Genomic DNA, 18,774 nt, shown 5'->3' with positions numbered 1-18,774 from the left:
CCGGGCGCCCCTCAGGCGCCCAGGCTCCGCCACCAGCCGATCACCAGCGGCACCGTAACCCGCACCACCCGGTGCAGCGGCCCTGTGGGCCTATCCAGCGGAAAACAATGGAAACAGTTGCAACCTTCATGCTGGAACAGGTGGCGACGGATGCTCGCCGTTGCCACATCGCTTGCCCCTATAATGCCGCTCGCCCGGCAGCAGAGCCGCCGCCGCAGAATCGACAAGGCGCCCCATGGATTTCAACCTGCTCGACCTGATCCTCCATCTCGACGAATACCTGAACCTGTTGGTCAGCAACTACGGCACCTGGATCTACGCCATCCTTTTCCTGGTCATCTTCTGCGAGACGGGCCTGGTGGTGATGCCCTTCCTGCCCGGTGATTCCCTGCTGTTCATCGCCGGCGCCATCTGCGCCAATGGCGCCATGGACCCCATCGTGCTCGGCGCCCTGCTGATGCTCGCGGCGATCATGGGCGACAGCACCAACTACATGATCGGGCGAACGACCGGCGAGCGGCTGTTCAACAAGCCCAACTCGAAGATCTTCCGCCGCGACTACCTGCAGCGCACCCACGAGTTCTACGACCGCCACGGCGGCAAGACCGTGACCCTGGCGCGCTTCCTGCCCATCGTGCGCACCTTCGCCCCCTTCGTCGCCGGCGTCGGCCGCATGCCCTACGGGCGCTTCCTGGCCTTCAGCGTCGTCGGCACCATCCTCTGGGTCGGCGGCCTGGTGACCCTCGGCTACTTCTTCGGCAACGTGCCCTTCATCAAGCAGAACCTGTCCGTGGGCGTGGTCGTCATCATCCTGCTGTCCCTGGTGCCCATGTTCATCGGCGTGGTGCATCGCCACCTGCGCCCGGCCGACGCCAGCGACAGCACCGAGCGCCCGGGCTGAGCCCATGTGGTCCCTGCGCAACTGGCGCCGGCGCCGCACGCTGGCGCGCAACCCGGTCGCTGACACGCTCTGGGCCGAGGTGCGCCAGGCGTTGCCGATACTCGACGGCATCAGCGCCGAAGAAGACCAGCGCCTGCGCGAACGCAGCGTGCTGTTCCTCCACGACAAGCACCTGAGCCTCCTGGGCGACGTCCAGCTCGCCCCGCGTGACCGCCTGATCCTCGCGGCCCAGGCCCAGCTGCCGCTGCTGCACCTGGGAGAACTGGGCTGGTACCAGGGCTTCCACGAACTGGTGATCTACCCCGACGATTTCGTCAGCCCCCAGCGCCACCGCGACAGCGCCGGCGTCGTCCATGAATGGGACGCCGAGCACAGCGGCGAAGCCTGGCTCCGCGGCCCGGTGGTGCTCGCCTGGCCCGGCGTGCAGGCCAGCGGCGGCTGGGAGGGCTACAACCTGGTGATCCACGAACTGGCACACAAGCTGGACATGCTCAACGGCGACGCCAACGGCCTGCCACCGCTGCACCGCGACATGCGCCAATCCGACTGGGCCGAGGCCATGCAGGCCGCCTACGACGAAATGAACGCCCGCCTCGATGAAAACGAAGACGCCGAGCTGCCCATCGACCCCTACGCGGCGGAAGACCCGGCGGAATTCTTCGCCGTCACCAGCGAGTACTTCTTCAGCGCCCCCGACCTGCTGCAGGCCGCCTACCCCGCCGTCTACACGCAGCTCGCGGCCTTCTACCGGCAGGACCCGGCCACGCGCCTGGCACGCCTGATCGACGAGCACCCGGACTATCGGAACACGACCAACGGATGAGCACGACGGCGTGGCGCCGCCCAATGAATGTGCATATAATCCGCCCACTTTTTTTGGCCCATTCCCAGGGAGTCGACCATGAGCTACAGCAAGATCCCGGCTGGCAAAGACCTGCCGAACGACATCTACGTCGCTATCGAAATCCCGGCCAACCACGCGCCGATCAAATACGAAATCGACAAGGACAGCGATTGCCTGTTCGTTGACCGTTTCATGGCCACCCCGATGTTCTACCCGGCCAACTACGGCTACATCCCCAACACCCTGGCTGACGACGGCGACCCGCTGGACGTGCTGGTCGTGACCCCGTATCCCGTCGCCCCCGGCGCCGTGATCCGTGCCCGTCCGGTCGGCGTCCTGCACATGACCGACGAAGCCGGCGGCGACGCCAAGCTGATCGCCGTCCCCCACGACAAGCTGTCCCAGCTGTACGTGGACATCAAGGAATACACCGACCTGCCGGCCCTGCTGCTGGAACAGATCAAGCACTTCTTCGAGAACTACAAGGATCTCGAGAAAGGCAAATGGGTCAAGGTCGAAGGCTGGGGCAATGCTGACGCTGCCCGCGCCGAAATCGTCAAAGCGGTTGCGGCTTACCAAAAGTAAGCCCCGACCTCTCATGGAAAGCCGGCCACAAGCCGGCTTTTTTATTGCCTGTGGAAAAGTCTCCAGTGCTGCGTTGTCACGCGATGGCGAGCTTTCCTACCTGTTGCAGATCCACATGCTGGCGAGCGATCCAGAGATCGTAGGCATCCTGCATGGCCAGCCAGCTTTCCGGCGAACGACCCAGCGCGACCGACAAGCGCAGCGCCATCTCGGGCGTGACACGGCTGGAACCCTTCAGGACACGGCTCAGGGTCGAGGGCGCAACACCTAGCTTTTCTGCCAATTCACGACCGCTGAAGCCGTTCGGCTCCAGATAGACACCGGTAATGAACTCACCGGGATGGGGTGGGTTGTGCATGCTCATCAGTGGTAATCCTCATAATCCAGGACATAGGCGTTGCCGTCGCGAAACTCGAAGGTCAGCCGCCAATTGCCACTCACCGTGATCGACCAGCGCCCGCGCATTTCGCCCTTGAGTGGGTGCAGGCGAAAGCCTGGAACGTCCATATCATCATCGTTCTACTCAAAGCCGCCAGTTGCATCCGCAGCCGTTTCGCATGAACGGCCTGCACACCTGAAACTGTGCTGAAGCGCTTTCTGGCGCCTCGGCTGGCCCGATATTCCCCTCTTTCCTAGAGCCGGATCTCCACCCGCCTCTCCTCGAAATCGAGCGGCTCATCGCCCTCGATCAGCAGCCGAATGCTCGGCCCAAGCAGGTCCTGCCTGCCATCCAGCTGCTTCACTGGCAGGTGCTCGAAACGCCGCTGGTTGGCGCTGACCTGTTCGAGTATTTGCCGGTCCTGGCGCAGGATCACCCCGAACAACCGCTGCAGCACCAGGCGTTTGAGCGCGGCGGGCAGCCAGCCGCGCGCGGTGGCGATGCGGGCGAACAGGCGCAGCCGGCCGTTGCCGACAGGCACGAGCCAGGCGCTGACCAGGAGGTTGAGGCCGCCCTTGCGGTCGCGGTATTCGATTTCCGCCAGCCCGGGCAGGCGGAAGCGCCCCATGCTGATGCCGCGTTCGCCTTCGAACAGCCGCGAGATCAACCCGGACTGTGTGCCCTCCTCGCTGTAGAGGGCTTCGACGCCGTCGGCCAGCGGGCGGACCCGGGCGCTGATCCTTTGCCGTTGCCGGTCGTGGCGAATCCAGCCGGCATGGACGAAGTGGGTGTGGAAGCCGTCGAGGAAGTTCTCCGCCGCCTCCAGCAGCGAGCATTCCACCTCGTCGGTGATCCAGAAGGTGTCCAGAGCCTGCCGCTGCTCGGCCGGTGCCACCGGCGGGATAGCCGGCCGGTCGCCTGCGGGGCTGACCCACACCAGCCCATGGGCCTCGCAACTGGGCAGGCTGTCGAGCAGCGGCTTGTCGCAGCGCTCCAGCTCGGTGCCGGGCACGCGGGTGCAGCGCCCGTCGGCGGCGAAGCGCCAGCCGTGATACGGGCATTCGATCTGGCCGTCACGTACCTGGCCCGCGCTCAGCGGTGCGAAGCGGTGCGGACAGCGGTCCGGCAAGGCGGCGGGCGTGCCGTCCTCCGCGCGGAACAGCACCAGTGGCAGGTCGTGCAGCTGGCAGGCCAGGGGCTGCTTGCCGAGTTCGTGGCTGAGCGCCACCGGCCACCATCGGGCGGATGCAGTCATAGCTTGAGCTTCTTCATCATCGGCACGGCGATGCCATGCAACAGGCGGCTGAGCAGGGTCCACACCAGGCGCCGGTGCCAGGGCAGGTGGGCGACGTGGATCAGGCTGTACTCGATCTCCGCCTGCCCGCCGCGCAGGCGCTTGAACCCGGCGGCACCGGAGCTGAAGTTCAGCACCACCCGGCGCTCCACGGCTTCTTGCAGGCACAGGCGCGTCAGTTGCCGATAGAGCCCGGCCCGCTGGGGCAACGCGGTGTCGTAGCCGACGATCGGGGCGCTGATCAGCGTCGCGTTGGCGAACCAGCCCAACGCCCCGTCGATCCGCCCGTCAGGGCCGCGCAGGGCGCGTATGTCGAGCCAGCCCTGATCCTGGCCACGCTGCAGCCAGGCGGCGCTGTAATGGGGGTTGAGCCGGCAGTACTTGTCCAGGTACAGCAGGTTGTAGAGGTGCTCGATGCGCTGGAAATCGGCTTCGCTCAGCGCCGCGCCATCCACCACGTCATAGGGGCTGCGGCGCAGCAAGGTGGCGTCCAGGCGGGTGTTGTGATGCTTGAGGAACGCGGCTTCGCCTCCGGCACGGCCATCGAACAGGTAGACCTGGCGGCTGGGAATGCTCAGGTAGCCGAGGCCCTCCAGCCGCTCGCGCAGCGCGCGGTTGCTGGCGTCGTTGAGCGAGCGGAAACCGAAGCCGCTGTCGGGAAACTCCGCCTTCAACAGTGCCGTGATCGCCGGCAATTCATCGAGGTCCCAGCCGGCCGGGTAGAGGTTGGTGGACAGCAGCCAGTTGTTCACCTGCGCCAGCCTGTCCACCTTGGCCAGGCGCAGCAGGCGGTCGACCCCCAGGGTCAGCAGGGTGAGCGGCCAGGTCAGCCAGGGCTTGCCGAGGCGCTTGATCTCTTCACGGGCGTAGCCGCTGTAGGCGGTGCGCGGTGACACCACGTAGCAATTGCCTTCCGGCTCGCCACCGTCGGTGATGCTGACGGGGAACTGCTGGGTGCCGGTGTCGAGCAGCGCCAGGCGCGTGGTCACATTGCCGACCAGGCGCGCGCTGGCACAGGCCTTTACATAGGTGCGCGCCAGGCTGTCACCCTCGCCTGTGGGCTCGGCCAGGAGCAGTTCGGCAGGCAGCAGCCTCATCGCGGCGCCTCGCCCAGAGGCTGGCCGTTCCATTCGATGTCCGCCGTGGAGGCGGCCAGCACGCCGCAACGCCGGGTCAGGGCGCGGGCGATGATTTCCGACAGCCCCAGCAACTGCGTGGTCAGGGGCCAGTAGTCCCCCTGCTGGACCACCACATCGCGGGCGGCGGCGTAGTCCTGCCAAAAGGGTGCGCTGAAGGCGCGTTGCGGCGCCGCCAGCAACAGCACCGCCAGGGCGACCATGCGCGGTGCGGGCGTGGCTTCCAGCAGTTGTCCGGAGGCAGCCCCCAGGCTGGCCACCAGCTGCCGGCGCTGATCGTCGAACAGGTGCACGCCGCTGGTTGCCCGGGGGTTGCATTCCAGTACATGGAAACGCCCGGCGCGGTCTTCGATGAAGTCGAACCCCACCTGGCCGGTGTAGCCAGTTTCCCGGCCAAAGCGCTCGAGAAACTCGCGGATCGGTTGCGGCAGCTCGGGCTGGAAGTAGATGCCCGAGCCCCGGCCCACCCGGTAGCGCGGGTGATAGCAGCTGTGGGCGCGCAACTCGCCGTCCACCAGCAGGCTGAAGCTGCAGAGCTCGCGCCCCTCGATGAAGCGCTGTGCCACCCAGGGCGCCGCAGCCGTCGGCTGGACCTTGCCCAGTTGTACGGCGCTGGGGCGGATCAGGGTCTGCGAGGCGAAACGCGAGTAGGCCGGCTTGAACACCCACTGCGCGGCCTCGCCGGCGAAGCGTTGCAGGGCCTGGCTGTCGGCCAGCAGGTGGGTTTCGGGCGCACTCAGCGCCCAGCCCTCGGTCATGGCGGCGAAGCGCCCCTTGTGGTGCAGGCGGTGCAGCAGGGCGAAGTCACTGGTCAGCACTCGGCACAGCGGTGCCAGCCTTGCCAGGCCGTGGGAGAGGTAGAACACCTCCTCGCAGGTCGGCAGCAACAGGTCGATGCCCTGCGCCTGGATCACCGCCGCCAGCGCTTCGACCCAGGCCGCCGGGTTTTGCCGGGGCTCCGGCAGGCGCACGAAATGCTGCGCCGAACGGCTGAAGCGGCTGAGCGGCAGGCTCAGCGAATCGCCGACGCTGACCGTCCAGCCAGCCTCGTCGAAGGCACGCGCCCACTCCAGGCAGGCCGGCGCACGGGCGCCGAGAATCAGTACGTGCATGGCAGGCCCTCGGGCAGTTCCAGGAGTTTCAATCGGCGGCGCTTGGCCTCGGGTGGCGCAGGTTGCCAGTGCCCGAACCCCAGCGCCGGTGGGCGCACGGCCAACTGGGCGCACAGCGCGCGGATGCTGTCGCCGAGCGCCAGGCAGGCGTCGTCGTGGTCGCCGGCGGCGCGCAGGTTGACCTGCCACGCCAGCCCGCGCTGATGGATCTCGTATTCCTGCAAGGCCGCCCCGTGCATCAGCAGGGTGCGGCGCAGCACATCGGGGTAGAGCGCGAGCAACTGCCGGCCCGGCAGGTCGGGCAGCCAGAGGATGTCGTCGGCGCGCCCCTCGATGGCGGCGATGGCCCGCTCGACTCGCCCGCAGGCGCACGGCGCCTCGGCCACCCGCAGTACGTCGTTGAGGCGGTAGCGCACGATCATCTGCGTGCGCCGGGAGAAGTCGGTGATGATCGGTTGAAAGCGCGTGCGCCCGGCATCCAGCCACTCCGGCTCGATATGCAGGTGGCACTCGTTGAGGTGCAGGGTGCCGCGCTCGCAGGTGTAGCCGAGGAAGCCTTCGCTGGCCTGGTAGATCTGCTGCGGGGCCACGCCGAATGCGTTGCGCACGGCTTCTGCATCCTCCGCTTCGAGCACCTCGGCGACCGAGAGGATATGGCTCGGGCGGATGCTCAGGCGCCCGGCGAGCGCCGCCTCGGCCAGCCCGCGCAACACGGTGGCCGGGGCCACCAGCACATCGGGGGCATGGGCTTCGAGGCGCGCCAGCGACGGCTCCAGCCCCAGGGTCAGGTCATAGAAGCCGAAGTCGATCCGCCGGCTGGACAGTGTGGTGTACAGGCGGCTGTTGGCCCGCAGGTAGAAGGCGATGCGCAAGGCCGGGCGCCAGGGTGCGAGCAGGCGCGGCAACAGGTGCCGGGGCAGGGTTTTCGCCAGCAGGATGCCGGCCCAACGCTGGCGCTCCTCGCTGCTGACCAGGAACACGCCCTGGTTGCCCGAGGTGCCGCTCGACAGGCCGACAGTGATATCGCCCAGGGTCGGGCTGAAATCCCGCGACGCCTCCGCCTGCCGCGCGATCGGCAACACCTCCTCCAGGCTCAGGCCACGGCTGTTGAAGCCGGCGAAGTCCCCCATCAGCGTGGCCTTGTCCATCAGCGGCAGGCTGGCCAGGTCGGTGATGGCCCGCCCCTGGAAGCGCCCGGCACGAGGCAGCACGTCCCGCAGGAAGTGCCGCAGCTGCCTGGCCTGCCAGGCCTCCAGTTGCTCGCGTCGGGTGAAGCGCAGGCGGTAACGGCTGTGGATGAAACTCGCGATGCTGCGCAGGGCGCCGAGGGCCCGCTCAGCGCTCATCCTCGAACGCCTCCCAGGCCTGGGTGCAGTGGGAGGGCAGCACGGCGACGGCGGGCTCGTTGCGGATCAACGCCCCCAGGCCGGCATAGGTCTGGCGGTACTGCCCAGCGTCGTGGCCGGCGAACCAAAGGGCCGGTGGCGCCGGTAGCCGACCCGCGCGGCAGGCGGGCACCGACCAGCAGGCATCCGCCACCAGAAACACCGGGCGCCCCTGGGCATCGGGGATGAACAACCCGAGCTGGCCCTCGCTATGCCCCGGCAGCGGCACGCCCACCAGGCTGCCATCGCCCAGCAGGTCGAAGCCCTGGTCGAAGGGCTGCATCCACGCTGGCAGATCACAGCGGCGGCACGCATCGGCCAGGCGCACGCGGGCGCCGAAATCATCGGGCAGCAGCGTCGGCAGGTGGCCGCCCAGGGTCGCGCGCCAGCGCCGGCCACGCAGGCTTTCGATATGCCGGCGGTCAGCGTCGAGCGCGATGAACGAGGCCTTGGGGAAGTCCCGCAGCCCGGCGATATGGTCGCTGTGGAAGTGCGAAATGATCACCGTGCGGATGTCGTCCGGGGTGATGCCCAAGGCCTGCAATTGCGCGTGCAGCCGTTCCTGCACCGGCAGCTCCACGGGAACCGCCTGGCGGAACAGGCGCTCGGGCAATGCCTGGGTGGCCTGGAAGAAATGCTCGGAGTAACCGGTGTCGTACAGCAGCCAGCCCTCCTCGGGGTGGCGGATCAACCCGCAGAGCGCCGGGAACTCGGTTTTCGCCCAGCGCCCGCCGCGGTCCGCCATGCACTCCAGGTGCCGGCACCAACCGGCGCGCAGGATGTTGAGACTGACGGTGCGGCTCATGGGCGTACTCCTGGTTGGGCCAGCCACCACTGCGCGTGCTGGCGGATGCCTTCGTCCTGGGTGATCACCGGGCGGTAGCCCAGCTCGTCGTGGAGGGCCTGGAGGTCCAGGGTCTGGCTGAAGGCGAGCACACCGGCGCCGTAGCGGGTGATCAGCGGCTCGCCACTGTCGCGCAGGCGCGCGCTGGCTTCCAGGCCCCGGGCAATGAGGTCCACCAACCGCCAGGGCAGCCGGCGGGTACGCAGCTCCAGCTGGAAGGCGGCGGCGACCTTGTGCAGCAGGTCTTCGAAGGCCAGCGGCGTACCGTTGCTGACGTTGTAGGTGCACAGGGCCCTGGGCAACGGCTGGTTGAGGCCCAGCCAGATCGCCTGGACCAGGTTGTCGACGCAGGTCAGGTCCAGCTGCGCGCGCCCGCCGCGCATCAGCGGGATCGGCCCACGCTGCATGACCCGCAGCAGGCGCGGCATCAGGGTGCCGTCCCAGGGGCCGAACACCGCGCGCGGGCGCAGCAGTACCGCCTCGGGCAGGCCGGCCGCGCGCACCCGCTCCTCGGCCAGGCCCTTGCTGCGGGCATATTCGTTGACAGGTGGCGGCAGGGCCTCGTCCTCGCGCACGCCGAGGCGATCGCGGAAGGCGAAGTACAGGCTCGGCGTGGAGATGTGCACCAGGCGCTTCACGCCATTGGCCTCGCAGGCCTGGAGCACCTCCTCGGTGGACGCCACGTTGGCATCCGCGAACGCCTGGACCGAGCCCCAGGGCGAGGACAGCGCCGCGCAATGGACGATGGCCGCGCAGCCCTGGCTGGCCTCCCGCAAGGTCGCGGCCGCCGTCGGGGAGCCGTGCTCCACCGGCACCCAGCGCAGGGGGCCGGGGCTGTGCTGGATCACCTCGGCCGCCGCCGTGGCATTGCGCCCGCTGAAGACCACCTCGCAGCCTTCGGCCGCCAGGCGCCAGGCGATATGGCGGCCGACGAAACCGCTGCCACCGGTAACCAGAATCTTCATCAGTACTCCAGGATCATGCCGCCGAGGGACAGGCCCGCGCCGGTGCCGATCAGCAGCAAGCGTTGCCCGCGCTGGATGCGGCCGTCGCGGATGGCGATATCCAGCGCCGTGGGCAGCGAGGCGGCGACCTGGTTGCCGTGCATGGCGAAGATGTCGATGACCTTGTCGCGTTTGAAGCCCAGGCGCCGCGCCGCGTGCTGCATGGCGCGGTGGCTGGCCTGGTGGGGGATGACCCAGTCGATCTGCGCCTGGCTCAGCCCGGTCTGGCTCAGCAGCTCGTCCTTCATGGCGGGCAGGTGCTTGGCCGCCAGGCGGAACACGCCCTTGCCGTGCATGGCGAAGCTGGTCAGCGGCTCGAAGGGCACATCGATGCGGCGCGGGTGATAGCGCGAGCCGCCACCGGGTATTTCGCACAGGTGCGCGCCTTCGGAATAGGTGCGCAGGCTGGAGGCGATGATCTTCGGCCCGCCATCGCCAAGGCCCAGCACCACCGCAGCGGCACCGTCGCCGAAGATCCCGCAGACCTCCACCTGCTGCCAGTCCAGCCCGCAGGAGGCGATGTCCGAGCAGACCAGCAGGATGCGTCGATAACGCCCCGCACTCAGCGGCCAGGACAGGGTATCGACGGCGGCGAGAAAGCCCAGGCAGCTGGCGTTGACATCCAGCGCCGGGATGCCCGACTGCCCCAGCCCCAGTTCCAGGTGCAGCAGCGCGGCGTTGCTGGGCATGCCCTGGTCCATGGTGCCGCTGGCGCAGGCGACCAGGTCCACCTGCTGCGGCTCCAGGCCGGCGGCGGCGAGGGCGCGACGGGCCGCCAGGGCGCCGAGGCTGGCAGCGGTCTCCCGGGGGCTGGCGACATGCCGCTGGATGACCCCGCTGATACGCGCCACGCTGCCGGCGCGCAGGTTGAGGCGGGTATCCAGCTCGGTGCTGGTAACGATGCGTTCGGGCAAGGCGTGCCCGGAACCGAGTATGGATACGGGCCTGGCGGGCAGGTGCGCGGGGGGTGAAGTCTGCATTCAAGTTCCGTTTGGATAAGTTGAGCCGTCCCGGCGGCGTGGCGCCGCCGCAGTGCCCACACAGGGGCCACTGGCAAGGGCAGATGAGCCCTGGAGAGAATCGGCCGAGCATACGGCAACGCCCCCGGCCGAAACAATTTCACCGGTCTCAATTCCCGGCCTGCGGCAAAGGATCGGAGCGGATTGTTACGCCATCCGAAAAAGCCCTTCTTCGGCACCTCGCTTTTTCCCCGGCGTGCCATGGTTTCTCATGGTGGCCATGAACCACCCGAAGAGGAAAACACCATGAAAGCCCTTGCCTGCGGCGCCACGGCGCTGCTGTTCGTGACCCTCGCCAGCGGCGCGCATGCCGACGGGGCGGCCCAGGCCGAGCCCTTCGTCTACGGCATGCACCTGGACGTAGCCAAGGTCGTGTCCATCGACGAGCCCCACCCGCTCACCTGCGAACTGGTGGAGGCGACGATGACCTACATCGACTCCCAGGGCACGACCCATGCCGTGAGCTACACCAAGCAATCCGACGCCTGCTTCAACAGCTGAGCCCACGCGCGATACGCCTCGCCCCAAGGGCGAGCGGCCCGGGGCCGGCCGGCGCATGACGGCCCCCGCCTTTGCCTCGACGGCGCCCGCTGCGTAAGCTCCGCCCTTTTGCGCCGTTGCCATGACCCTCGCCGATATCCTCTTGCTGCTGCTCGCCGGCTTCGCTGCCGGCGGCATGAACGCCCTCGCGGGCGGCGGCACCTTCTTCTCCTTCCCTGCCCTGCTGGCTGCCGGCCTGCCGCCGGTGACCGCCAACGCCACCAATGCCGTGGCCCTGTGGCCCGCCAGCCTCGCGGCCAGCTGGGCGGCACGTGACCAGCTGCGCCCGCTGGGCCGCTGGCTGCTGCCGCTGGTGGCGATCTCCCTGCTGGGCGGCCTGGGCGGCGGCCTGTTGCTGCTGGCCGGGGGCGACGAGGTGTTCCGCCGGCTGATCCCCTGGCTGCTGCTGGCCGCCACCCTGCTGTTCGCCGCCAGCCCCTGGCTGAGCCGGCTGGTCAACCGCCAGCGCGAAGCCGGCGCCCTGCCCCGCCACGGCGTCGCGGGCGGCCTGGCCCATGCGCTGGTGGCGGTGTATGGCGGCTACTTCGGCGCGGGCATGGGCATCCTGCAGTTGGCGGCCTTCTCCATCGAAGGGCACCCGCTGCTGCGCGCCAATGCGCTGAAGAACCTGCTCTCCAGCACCATCTACAGCGTCGCCGTGGTCACCTTCGTGGCAGCGGGGCGGGTCAGCTGGGCGGAGCTGGCGGTGCTGCTCGGCGCCGCCAGTTGCGGCGGCTATGCCGGCGGCGCGCTGGCCAGGCGCCTGCCGAGCCGCTGGTTACGCTGGCTGGTGATCGCCGTGGGGGCGGGAATGACGGCTTACTACTTCATTACGGCGTAGGGTTCATCCTCACAGGCGTGTTTGCCACGTTCAACGAAGAGGGTTCCGCCTCCTGCCGGAGCGACGGAAAAGCCCTGAAAACCCTCCCGTTCATTTGCCCGCAAGGGCGCGGCTCTGCTAGTGTCCGCCCGTTCCGAACTGCCCTGAGATGCCCGCCATGGCCCGCAAGAAAGCCACCCCCGATTTCGAACAGTCCCTCGCCGACCTGCAAGCGTTGGTCGAGCGCCTGGAAAGCGGCGAGCTGTCGCTGGAAGACTCGCTCGGCGCCTTCGAGCAGGGCATCCGCCTGACCCGCGAATGCCAGGGTGCGCTGAGCCAGGCCGAGCAGAAGGTGCAGATCCTCCTGGAGCGCGACGGCGAGCTGGAAGAGGCCCCCTTCGACGCGGACGAGCAGGCATGATCGCGGCCTACCAGTCCCGCTGCCAGGCGCGCGTCGACGCCGCCCTGGAAACCCTGTTCGACGCCCCCCGCCCTGAACTGCAACGCCTGTACGAGGCCATGCGCTACAGCGTCACCAATGGCGGCAAGCGCGTGCGCCCGCTGCTGGTGTATGCGGCCTGCGAAGCCCTGGGTGGCGATCTCGACCGTGCCGACGGCGCTGCCTGTGCGGTGGAGCTGATCCACGCCTATTCCCTGGTCCACGACGACCTGCCGGCCATGGACGACGACGACCTGCGCCGGGGCAAGCCCACCACCCACAAGGCCTTCGACGAAGCCTGCGCCATCCTCGCCGGCGACGGCCTGCAGACCCTGGCCTTCGAAGTGCTGGCGGACCGTCGCCTCAACCCGCAGAACAGCGATGCGCGCCTGGCCATGGTCGGCACCCTGGCCCGTGCCGCCGGCCCCGCCGGCATGGTCGGCGGCCAGGCCATCGACCTCGGCTCGGTGGGCCTGCGGCTCGACCAGAAGGCCCTGGAAGTGATGCACCGGCACAAGACCGGCGCCCTGATCGAAGCCAGCGTGCGCCTTGGCGCCCTGGCCAGTGGCAATGCCGACGATTCATCGATGAAGTCCTTGCAGGCCTATGCCCAGGCCATCGGCCTGGCCTTCCAGGTGCAGGACGACATCCTCGACGTCGAGAGCGACACCGTCACCCTCGGCAAGACCCAGGGCAAGGACCAGGCCAGCGACAAGCCCACCTACCCCGCCCTGCTCGGCCTCGACGACGCCAAGGCCTACGCCCTGGAACTGCGCGACATGGCCCTGCACACCCTGCGCCCCTTCAGCGAGGCCGCCGAACCGCTGCGCGACCTGGCCCGCTACATCGTCGAACGGCGCAGCTGACCCGCGTTCCACGCCCGGCGGGAAATACCGCCACGCCAACCCGTCACCTTCCGTCCATCGAATACGCAAAAGCGCGCCCTTCCGGGGGCGCTCCTCATCTGGTGCCCGCAGAAGGGCCCAGGCTAGGTTCAGCGTCCGAAGCCCATGGCCAACGACTCTTCGGCGTGAACGATGCAGCTCGATCAGCTCCCCATCACCCCGGATCTCCCCGCCCTGCTGCGCAGCCTGGAACAGGTCGCACCGCTGCTGGACGCGATGCCGGACGTGGTGTTCTTCGTCAAGGACCTGGACGCCCGCTACGTGCTGGTCAACCAGACCCTCGCCCAGCGTTGCGGCTTCAAGGACAAGGCGCCGCTGCTGGGGCGCACCGCCGAAGACGTGTTCCCGCGCCGCTTCGGCCACCTCTACACCGAGCAGGACCGCCAGGTGCTGGAGGCCGGCGACCAGCTCAGCGACCAGCTGGAGCTGCACCTCTACCCCGGCCGCAAGCCCGGCTGGTGCCTGACCCACAAGCTGGCCCTGCGCGACCCGGCGCAGCGGGTCATCGGCGTGGCCGGTATCTCCTACGACCTGCAGGCGCCACAGTCCAGCCACCCCGCCTTCCAACGCCTGGCAGCGGTGGACGCCCACATCCGCGAGCACTTCGCCGAGCCCATCAGCCTCGATGAACTCACCGCCATCGCCGGGCTCTCCGCCTCCCAGCTCGGCCGGCTGTGCAAGCGCATCTTCCAGCTCAGCCCCCGGCAAATGATCCACAAGGCGCGCCTGGGCGCCGCCACCCAGCTACTGGCCGGCGACTTGCCCATCACCGAGATCGCCTACCGCTGCGGCTATGCCGACCACAGCGCCTTCAGCCGCCAGTTCAAGGCCCTTACCGGGCTTTCCCCGAGCCAGTACCGCGACCGCTGCCGCGCCTGAGGGCGGGCGGCCGGCTGTGCCGAACCACGCACCGCAACCGGGCGAATCGATCAAGCCACCGGCCCGCGCCCCGTTCACAGTAGGCCCATCCACGGGGTGCAACGACGCCCCGGGGCGGCCCGCCCAGGCACCGCCCCCGCGCCAACAAGAACAAACACGCGAACGGAGAGTGCGATGTCATCCATCAGCATCAGCCAGCTGGAGGTCAGCTACGGCAGCGGGATCAGGGTCATCGACGGCCTCGACCTGCACATCCCCGACGGCAGCTTCTTCACCCTGCTCGGCCCCAGCGGCTGCGGCAAGACCACCCTGCTGCGGGTGATCGCCGGCTTCATCCGCCCCAGCGGCGGGCGCCTGGCCTTCGGCGATGTCGACATGACCCAGGTCCCCGCCCACCGCCGCGGCATCGGCATGGTCTTCCAGGACTACGCCCTGTTCCCCGACAAGACCGTGTTCGACAACGTCGCCTACGGCCTGCGCGCCCGCCGGACCGACGCGGCGACCCTGCGCCGCACGGTGGGCGAATACCTGGAGCGGGTCGGCATGAGCGGCTTCGCCGAGCGCCACCCCGCCGCCCTCTCCGGCGGCCAACGGCAGCGGGTGGCCCTGGCCCGCGCCCTGGCCATCGAGCCCGAGGTGCTGCTGATGGACGAGCCGCTGTCCAACCTCGACGCCCAGTTGCGCTTGCAGATCCGCGCCGCCATCGCCGACCTGCAGCGGGAGATCGGCATCACCACCGTCTTCGTCACCCACGACCAGGAAGAGGCCCTGGCCCTCTCCGACTGCATCGCCCTGATGCGCAAGGGTCGCATCGAGCAACTGGGCAGCCCCCAGGCCATCTACCAGTCCCCCGCCAGCACCTACGCCGCCGACTTCATCGGCTCGGCCAACCTGCTGGCCGCGCGGGTGCTGGAGCAGGCCGGCGACGCCGGCATCCGCGTGCTGGTGGCCGGCCAGCCCCTGCAGGCCCGGGCCGAGGCCGCGCTGCCACTGCCAGACGTGCACCTGGTGGCGCGGCCGGAAAGCATCCGCCTGCACCCCATCGGCCAGGGCGCCGGCAACTGCCTGGCCGGCCAGGTGCGGCGCAAGCAGTACCTGGGCAACCGCACCAGCTACCGCATCGAACTGGCCGACGCCCAGCAGCTCAACGTCGACCGCTTCGGCACCGACGGCGACGGCTTCCACGAAGGCCAGCCGGTGAGCCTGGAGTTCGACCCCGCACAGCTCCGGGTGGTGGCCCGATGAACCGGCGCCTGCCCTCCCCCTGGCTGCTCCTCGCCCTGTTCGCCCTGGGGCTGTTGCTGGTGTTCCTGCTCTGGCCCCTGGCCAACCTGCTGCACGGCAGCGTGGCCGGTGCCGGCGACGGCTGGGCCCAGTTGCTGGACGAGCCGCGCTACCTGCGCGCCCTCGGCAACACCCTGCTGCTGGGCGCCCTGGTGACCGGCTGCGCCAGCGTGCTCGGGGTCTCCCTGGCCTACGTCACCGCGCGCTTCGACTTCCCCGGCAAGGCCCTGGTGGCGGTGCTGCCGGTGTGCACCCTGGTGGTCCCGGAGGTGATCGTCAGCCAGACCTGGCTGATGATCCTCGGCAACAACGGCCTGCTCACCCGCGCCCTGGAGGACCACCTCGGCCTCGCCCTGCCCAGCTTCTACGGCTGGCCCGGCCTGGTGCTGGTGATGAGCCTGGTCTACTACACCTACATCTACCTCGGCACCCTGGCCGCCATCCGCGGCTTCGACGCCCAGCTGGAAGAAGCCGCCCAGAGCCTCGGCGTGCCGCCGGCCAAGGCGCGCTTGCAGGTGATGCTGCCGGTGGTGCTGCCCGCCGTGCTGGCCTCCGGGCTGCTGGTGTACACCCTGGTGGTGGGCAACTTCGCCATCGCCACCCTGCTGGGCGGCAAGGTGCAGCTGCTCTCGGTGCTCACCTACCTGAGCTTCGTCTCCGAGATGGGCACCAACGCCGGCCTGCAGAGCGCCCTGGCCACCCTGTCCATCGCCATCGTCGCCGGGGTGCTGTTCCTCCAGCGCTGGCTGGTGGGGCGCAAGCGCTACGAGATCGTCCAGGGCCGCAGCGCCCCGGCCCAGCGCCTGCGCGGGGTACGCGGCGCGCTGCTGGGCGCGGCCACGGCGCTGTTCATCCTGGTCTCCTCGCTGCCGCTGCTGACGGTGCTGGCCAGCGCCTTCACCCGCTCGCGGGGGCCGGTGATGCACTGGGGCCAGTTCTCCCTGGAAAACCTGGAACGGGTCCTGCTGCGCAGCCCGGAACCCATCCTCAACACCCTGGCCTACGGCGCCCTGGCGACCCTGGTGGGCATCCTGCTCAGCGTGGTCATCAGCTACCTGGTGATCAAGAAGAAGAACCTGCTCACCCCGGCCATCGACTACCTCGCCATGCTGCCCCTGGCCATGTCCGGCACGGTGCTCGGCATCGGCCTGGTGATGACCTTCAACAGCGGCCCGCTGGCCCTCAGCGGCACGGCGGCGATCATCGTCGTCGCCTTCGTCATCCGCCGCTTTCCCTTCGGCGTGCGCAGCGCCTCGGCCACCCTCTACAACATCCCCGATTCCATCGAGGAGGCCTCCATCAGCCTCGGCGTGCCGCCGCTGCGCTCCTTCTTCAAGGTGGTGCTGCCGCTGATGGCGCCCGCCGTCGCCGCCGCGGCGGTACTCACCTGGACCACCATCGTCGCCGAGCTGAGCGCCTCGCTGGTGGTGTACTCGGCCGGCCGCGAGACCATCACCATCCAGGTCTTCCGCCTGGTGGAAACCGGCCTCCAGGGCCAGGCGGCGGCCTACGGGCTGGTGCTGGTCCTGCTCACCCTGGTCCCGGTGGTCATCGCCACCCGGGTGTTCCGCATCAAGGTCTTCTGAACCGCACCAAGGAGTCGCCATGAACGCCACCTGGAAGCACCGGCTGCCCGCCCTGCTGGCCGCCCTCGCCCTCAACCTGCTGCAACCCGCCCTCGCCCGCGAGCAGGCGGTGCTCTACACCACCAACAACGACTCGGCGGTGCAGGCCCTGCTGGACAGCGGCCAGCGCCTCGACCCGGGCCTGAAGATCGGCGTGGTCAACGGCTCCAGCGCCGCCCTGCTCAAGCGCATCGAGGCCGAGGGCCAGGCGGCTCGGGCCGACGTGTTCTGGAGTTCCCAGCCCAACACCCTGGGCGCATTCACCGCGCTCTACGCGCCCTACCGCTCGCCCCAGGCCCAGGCCATCCCCGAGGCACAGCAGCACCCGCAGCAGCTGTGGAGCACCGCCAACATCCAGGTGGTGGTGATGATGGTGAACCGCAAGCAGCTCGGCGGGCTCAAGGAGCCCACCCAGTGGCGCGACCTGCTGGACCCGGCCTGGAAGGGGCGGATCATTGTCGGCGACCCCACCGCCACCTCCACCGCCTACACCGCGCTCTGGGGCCTGCGCCAGCTGCTGGGCGAGGACGACTTCCGCCGTCTGGCCGCCAACCTGGTGGTCTCGCGCAACTCCAGCGCCGTGCTCAACCAGGTGGCCCAGGGCGAATACGCCGTCGGCCTGACCTTCGAGGGCAACGCCTACGCCTATGTCGCCGGCGGCCAGCGGGAGATCCGCCTGGTCTACCCGGCCGACGGCACCTTCGTCACCGAAGAGGCCCTGGTGCTGGTGAAGAACGGCCCCAACCCCGAGGCCGGCAAGCGCCTCTACGACCTGCTGCTGAGCCGCGACACCCAGATCGCCCTGCTGGAGCAGGCCTACCGCCGGCCGAGCCGCAGCGACATCGAGGTCAGCGCCCACGTCGAGCTGCCGGAGTTGAAGGACATCGCCGTCTTCCCCACCGACGAGCAGGCCGCCATCGCCGGCCGCGACGCCTTCCTCAGCGCCTGGAAAGGCCTCGACAAAGCCCTCTGACACCGGAGCCAGACATGACCGCCAGCCACCACCGCGCCACCGCCGAACACCTCGCCGACCTCGCCCGCGCCCGCCTGCAGGCCCATTGGCAGGCCGCCCAGGAGGACGGCCAGCCCTTCGAGGACAAGGACGACGCCAGCCCCGTCACTGCCATCGACCGCGCCATCGAGCAGGAACTGCGCGAGGCCATCGCCCACCACACGCCCGAGTTCGGCGTGGTGGGCGAGGAATACCCCGACCACCAGCGCGACGCCGAATACAGCTGGGTGCTCGACCCCATCGACGGCACCAAGGCTTTCATCGCCGGGGTGCCGGTGTACGGCACGTTGATCGCCCTGTGCCGCGACGGGCGCCCGGTGCTGGGGGTGGTCGACCTGCCCATCGCCGGCCTGCGCTGGGTCGGCGTGGAAGGCCAGCCCACCCGGCTCAACGGCCAGCCGGTGCGCACCCGCCCCTGCACCGAGCTGGCCCGCGCGCTGCTGGCCAGCAGCAACCCGGAAAGCCTGCCGGCCGAGCACCTGGCGGCCTTCGCCCGGCTGCGCGACGCCACCCGCTGGCGCCTCTACGGCGCCGCCTGCAGCGCCTACGCCAATCTCGCCCGGGGGCGCATCGACCTGGTGGCCGACGGCGGCGGGATGGCGCCGGTGGACTACTGCGCCCTGGTGCCGGTCATCGAAGGCGCCGGCGGGGTGATCAGCGACTGGCAGGGCCGCCCGCTCGGCCTTGGCTCCGGCAGCAGCGTGCTGGCCGCCGGCGATCCCCAGCTGCACCGCCAGGCCCTGGAACGCCTGCACCAGGCCTGAACC

At 69.3% G+C, this 18,774-nt stretch carries 21 protein-coding genes; 12 read left to right on the top strand and 9 right to left on the bottom strand.

Translation table 11 applies throughout. From position 1 onward, the window contains the following. Nucleotides 1–235: 235 nt before the first annotated feature. The 3 genes from ACXI0U_RS00580 to ppa all read left to right on the top strand — a co-directional run bounded on the left by ACXI0U_RS00580 (nucleotide 236) and on the right by ppa (nucleotide 2,330). On the top strand, nucleotides 236–901 hold the full coding sequence (locus tag ACXI0U_RS00580; RefSeq protein WP_021216751.1) for a DedA family protein: 666 nt from the start codon (nucleotides 236–238) through the stop codon (nucleotides 899–901). Between the two features lie 4 nt (nucleotides 902–905). Next, a complete protein-coding gene (locus ACXI0U_RS00575; protein WP_021216752.1) occupies nucleotides 906–1,724 on the top strand; it encodes a M90 family metallopeptidase in 819 nt (272 codons plus the stop codon). Between the two features lie 78 nt (nucleotides 1,725–1,802). After that, complete coding sequence (gene ppa, locus ACXI0U_RS00570) at nucleotides 1,803–2,330, top strand: inorganic diphosphatase (RefSeq protein WP_021216753.1); 528 nt, start codon at nucleotides 1,803–1,805, stop codon at nucleotides 2,328–2,330. Between the two features lie 76 nt (nucleotides 2,331–2,406). Here the strand turns inward: ppa and ACXI0U_RS00565 are convergent, their stop codons facing one another. The 9 genes from ACXI0U_RS00565 to ACXI0U_RS00525 all read right to left on the bottom strand — a co-directional run bounded on the left by ACXI0U_RS00565 (nucleotide 2,407) and on the right by ACXI0U_RS00525 (nucleotide 10,464). Continuing rightward, nucleotides 2,407–2,694, bottom strand: a complete 288-nt coding sequence (locus tag ACXI0U_RS00565) for a HigA family addiction module antitoxin (protein WP_265170421.1) — start codon at nucleotides 2,692–2,694, stop codon at nucleotides 2,407–2,409. After that, entirely contained in the window at nucleotides 2,694–2,837 is a 144-nt protein-coding gene (locus tag ACXI0U_RS00560; protein WP_374979806.1) for a type II toxin-antitoxin system RelE/ParE family toxin, read from the bottom strand. The genes ACXI0U_RS00565 and ACXI0U_RS00560 overlap by 1 nt, the downstream gene beginning before the upstream one ends. Nucleotides 2,838–2,962: 125 nt before the next feature. After that, nucleotides 2,963–3,964: a Rieske 2Fe-2S domain-containing protein gene (locus tag ACXI0U_RS00555; RefSeq protein ID WP_479549583.1), complete on the bottom strand. Its 1,002-nt coding sequence runs from the start codon at nucleotides 3,962–3,964 to the stop codon at nucleotides 2,963–2,965. Next, entirely contained in the window at nucleotides 3,961–5,100 is a 1,140-nt protein-coding gene (locus tag ACXI0U_RS00550; RefSeq protein WP_431483371.1) for a hypothetical protein, read from the bottom strand. Before ACXI0U_RS00550 ends, ACXI0U_RS00555 begins: the two co-directional genes overlap by 4 nt. After that, nucleotides 5,097–6,251 carry an ATP-grasp domain-containing protein gene (locus ACXI0U_RS00545; RefSeq protein WP_431483370.1) on the bottom strand — a complete coding sequence of 385 codons (1,155 nt, stop codon included), beginning with the start codon at nucleotides 6,249–6,251 and terminating at the stop codon, nucleotides 5,097–5,099. Before ACXI0U_RS00545 ends, ACXI0U_RS00550 begins: the two co-directional genes overlap by 4 nt. Next, the gene (locus ACXI0U_RS00540; RefSeq protein WP_431483369.1) at nucleotides 6,239–7,597 is read right to left on the bottom strand and encodes a F390 synthetase-related protein; all 1,359 of its coding nucleotides are present in this window, start codon (nucleotides 7,595–7,597) and stop codon (nucleotides 6,239–6,241) included. The genes ACXI0U_RS00545 and ACXI0U_RS00540 overlap by 13 nt, the downstream gene beginning before the upstream one ends. Beyond that, nucleotides 7,587–8,441, bottom strand: coding sequence for an MBL fold metallo-hydrolase (locus ACXI0U_RS00535; protein WP_265170415.1), 855 nt, complete (start codon nucleotides 8,439–8,441; stop codon nucleotides 7,587–7,589). Before ACXI0U_RS00535 ends, ACXI0U_RS00540 begins: the two co-directional genes overlap by 11 nt. Then, nucleotides 8,438–9,445, bottom strand: coding sequence for an NAD-dependent epimerase/dehydratase family protein (locus ACXI0U_RS00530; RefSeq protein ID WP_479549582.1), 1,008 nt, complete (start codon nucleotides 9,443–9,445; stop codon nucleotides 8,438–8,440). The genes ACXI0U_RS00535 and ACXI0U_RS00530 overlap by 4 nt, the downstream gene beginning before the upstream one ends. Continuing rightward, a complete protein-coding gene (locus ACXI0U_RS00525) occupies nucleotides 9,445–10,464 on the bottom strand; it encodes a beta-ketoacyl-ACP synthase 3 (protein WP_479549581.1) in 1,020 nt (339 codons plus the stop codon). Before ACXI0U_RS00525 ends, ACXI0U_RS00530 begins: the two co-directional genes overlap by 1 nt. Nucleotides 10,465–10,749: 285 nt before the next feature. On the opposite strand from ACXI0U_RS00525, the gene ACXI0U_RS00520 reads away from it, so the two are divergent. The 9 genes from ACXI0U_RS00520 to ACXI0U_RS00480 all read left to right on the top strand — a co-directional run bounded on the left by ACXI0U_RS00520 (nucleotide 10,750) and on the right by ACXI0U_RS00480 (nucleotide 18,771). Further along, on the top strand, nucleotides 10,750–11,004 hold the full coding sequence (locus tag ACXI0U_RS00520) for a DUF2790 domain-containing protein (protein ID WP_479549580.1): 255 nt from the start codon (nucleotides 10,750–10,752) through the stop codon (nucleotides 11,002–11,004). A gap of 121 nt (nucleotides 11,005–11,125) precedes the next feature. Continuing rightward, complete coding sequence (locus tag ACXI0U_RS00515) at nucleotides 11,126–11,884, top strand: sulfite exporter TauE/SafE family protein (RefSeq protein WP_435634521.1); 759 nt, start codon at nucleotides 11,126–11,128, stop codon at nucleotides 11,882–11,884. A gap of 157 nt (nucleotides 11,885–12,041) precedes the next feature. Continuing rightward, nucleotides 12,042–12,284, top strand: coding sequence for an exodeoxyribonuclease VII small subunit (locus tag ACXI0U_RS00510; protein WP_021216765.1), 243 nt, complete (start codon nucleotides 12,042–12,044; stop codon nucleotides 12,282–12,284). Then, nucleotides 12,281–13,168, top strand: a complete 888-nt coding sequence (ispA, locus tag ACXI0U_RS00505; RefSeq protein ID WP_021216766.1) for a (2E,6E)-farnesyl diphosphate synthase — start codon at nucleotides 12,281–12,283, stop codon at nucleotides 13,166–13,168. The genes ACXI0U_RS00510 and ispA overlap by 4 nt, the downstream gene beginning before the upstream one ends. A gap of 171 nt (nucleotides 13,169–13,339) precedes the next feature. Then, entirely contained in the window at nucleotides 13,340–14,086 is a 747-nt protein-coding gene (locus ACXI0U_RS00500; RefSeq protein WP_479549579.1) for a PAS domain-containing protein, read from the top strand. 174 nt (nucleotides 14,087–14,260) lie between these two features. Continuing rightward, the gene (locus tag ACXI0U_RS00495; protein ID WP_479549578.1) at nucleotides 14,261–15,331 is read left to right on the top strand and encodes an ABC transporter ATP-binding protein; all 1,071 of its coding nucleotides are present in this window, start codon (nucleotides 14,261–14,263) and stop codon (nucleotides 15,329–15,331) included. After that, nucleotides 15,328–16,956: an ABC transporter permease gene (locus ACXI0U_RS00490; RefSeq protein WP_479549577.1), complete on the top strand. Its 1,629-nt coding sequence runs from the start codon at nucleotides 15,328–15,330 to the stop codon at nucleotides 16,954–16,956. Before ACXI0U_RS00495 ends, ACXI0U_RS00490 begins: the two co-directional genes overlap by 4 nt. A 19-nt stretch (nucleotides 16,957–16,975) precedes the next feature. Then, on the top strand, nucleotides 16,976–17,968 hold the full coding sequence (locus tag ACXI0U_RS00485; protein WP_479549576.1) for an extracellular solute-binding protein: 993 nt from the start codon (nucleotides 16,976–16,978) through the stop codon (nucleotides 17,966–17,968). Between the two features lie 14 nt (nucleotides 17,969–17,982). Next, nucleotides 17,983–18,771 (top strand): inositol monophosphatase family protein, encoded by a 789-nt coding sequence (locus ACXI0U_RS00480; RefSeq protein WP_271659910.1) that lies wholly within the window; start codon nucleotides 17,983–17,985, stop codon nucleotides 18,769–18,771. The last annotated feature ends 3 nt before the right edge of the window (nucleotides 18,772–18,774 follow it).

Source organism: Pseudomonas sp. C9D1 (genome assembly GCF_056491235.1).
Note: the sequence above shows the minus strand (reverse complement) of the source record. Positions and strands in the feature narration are given on the sequence as shown.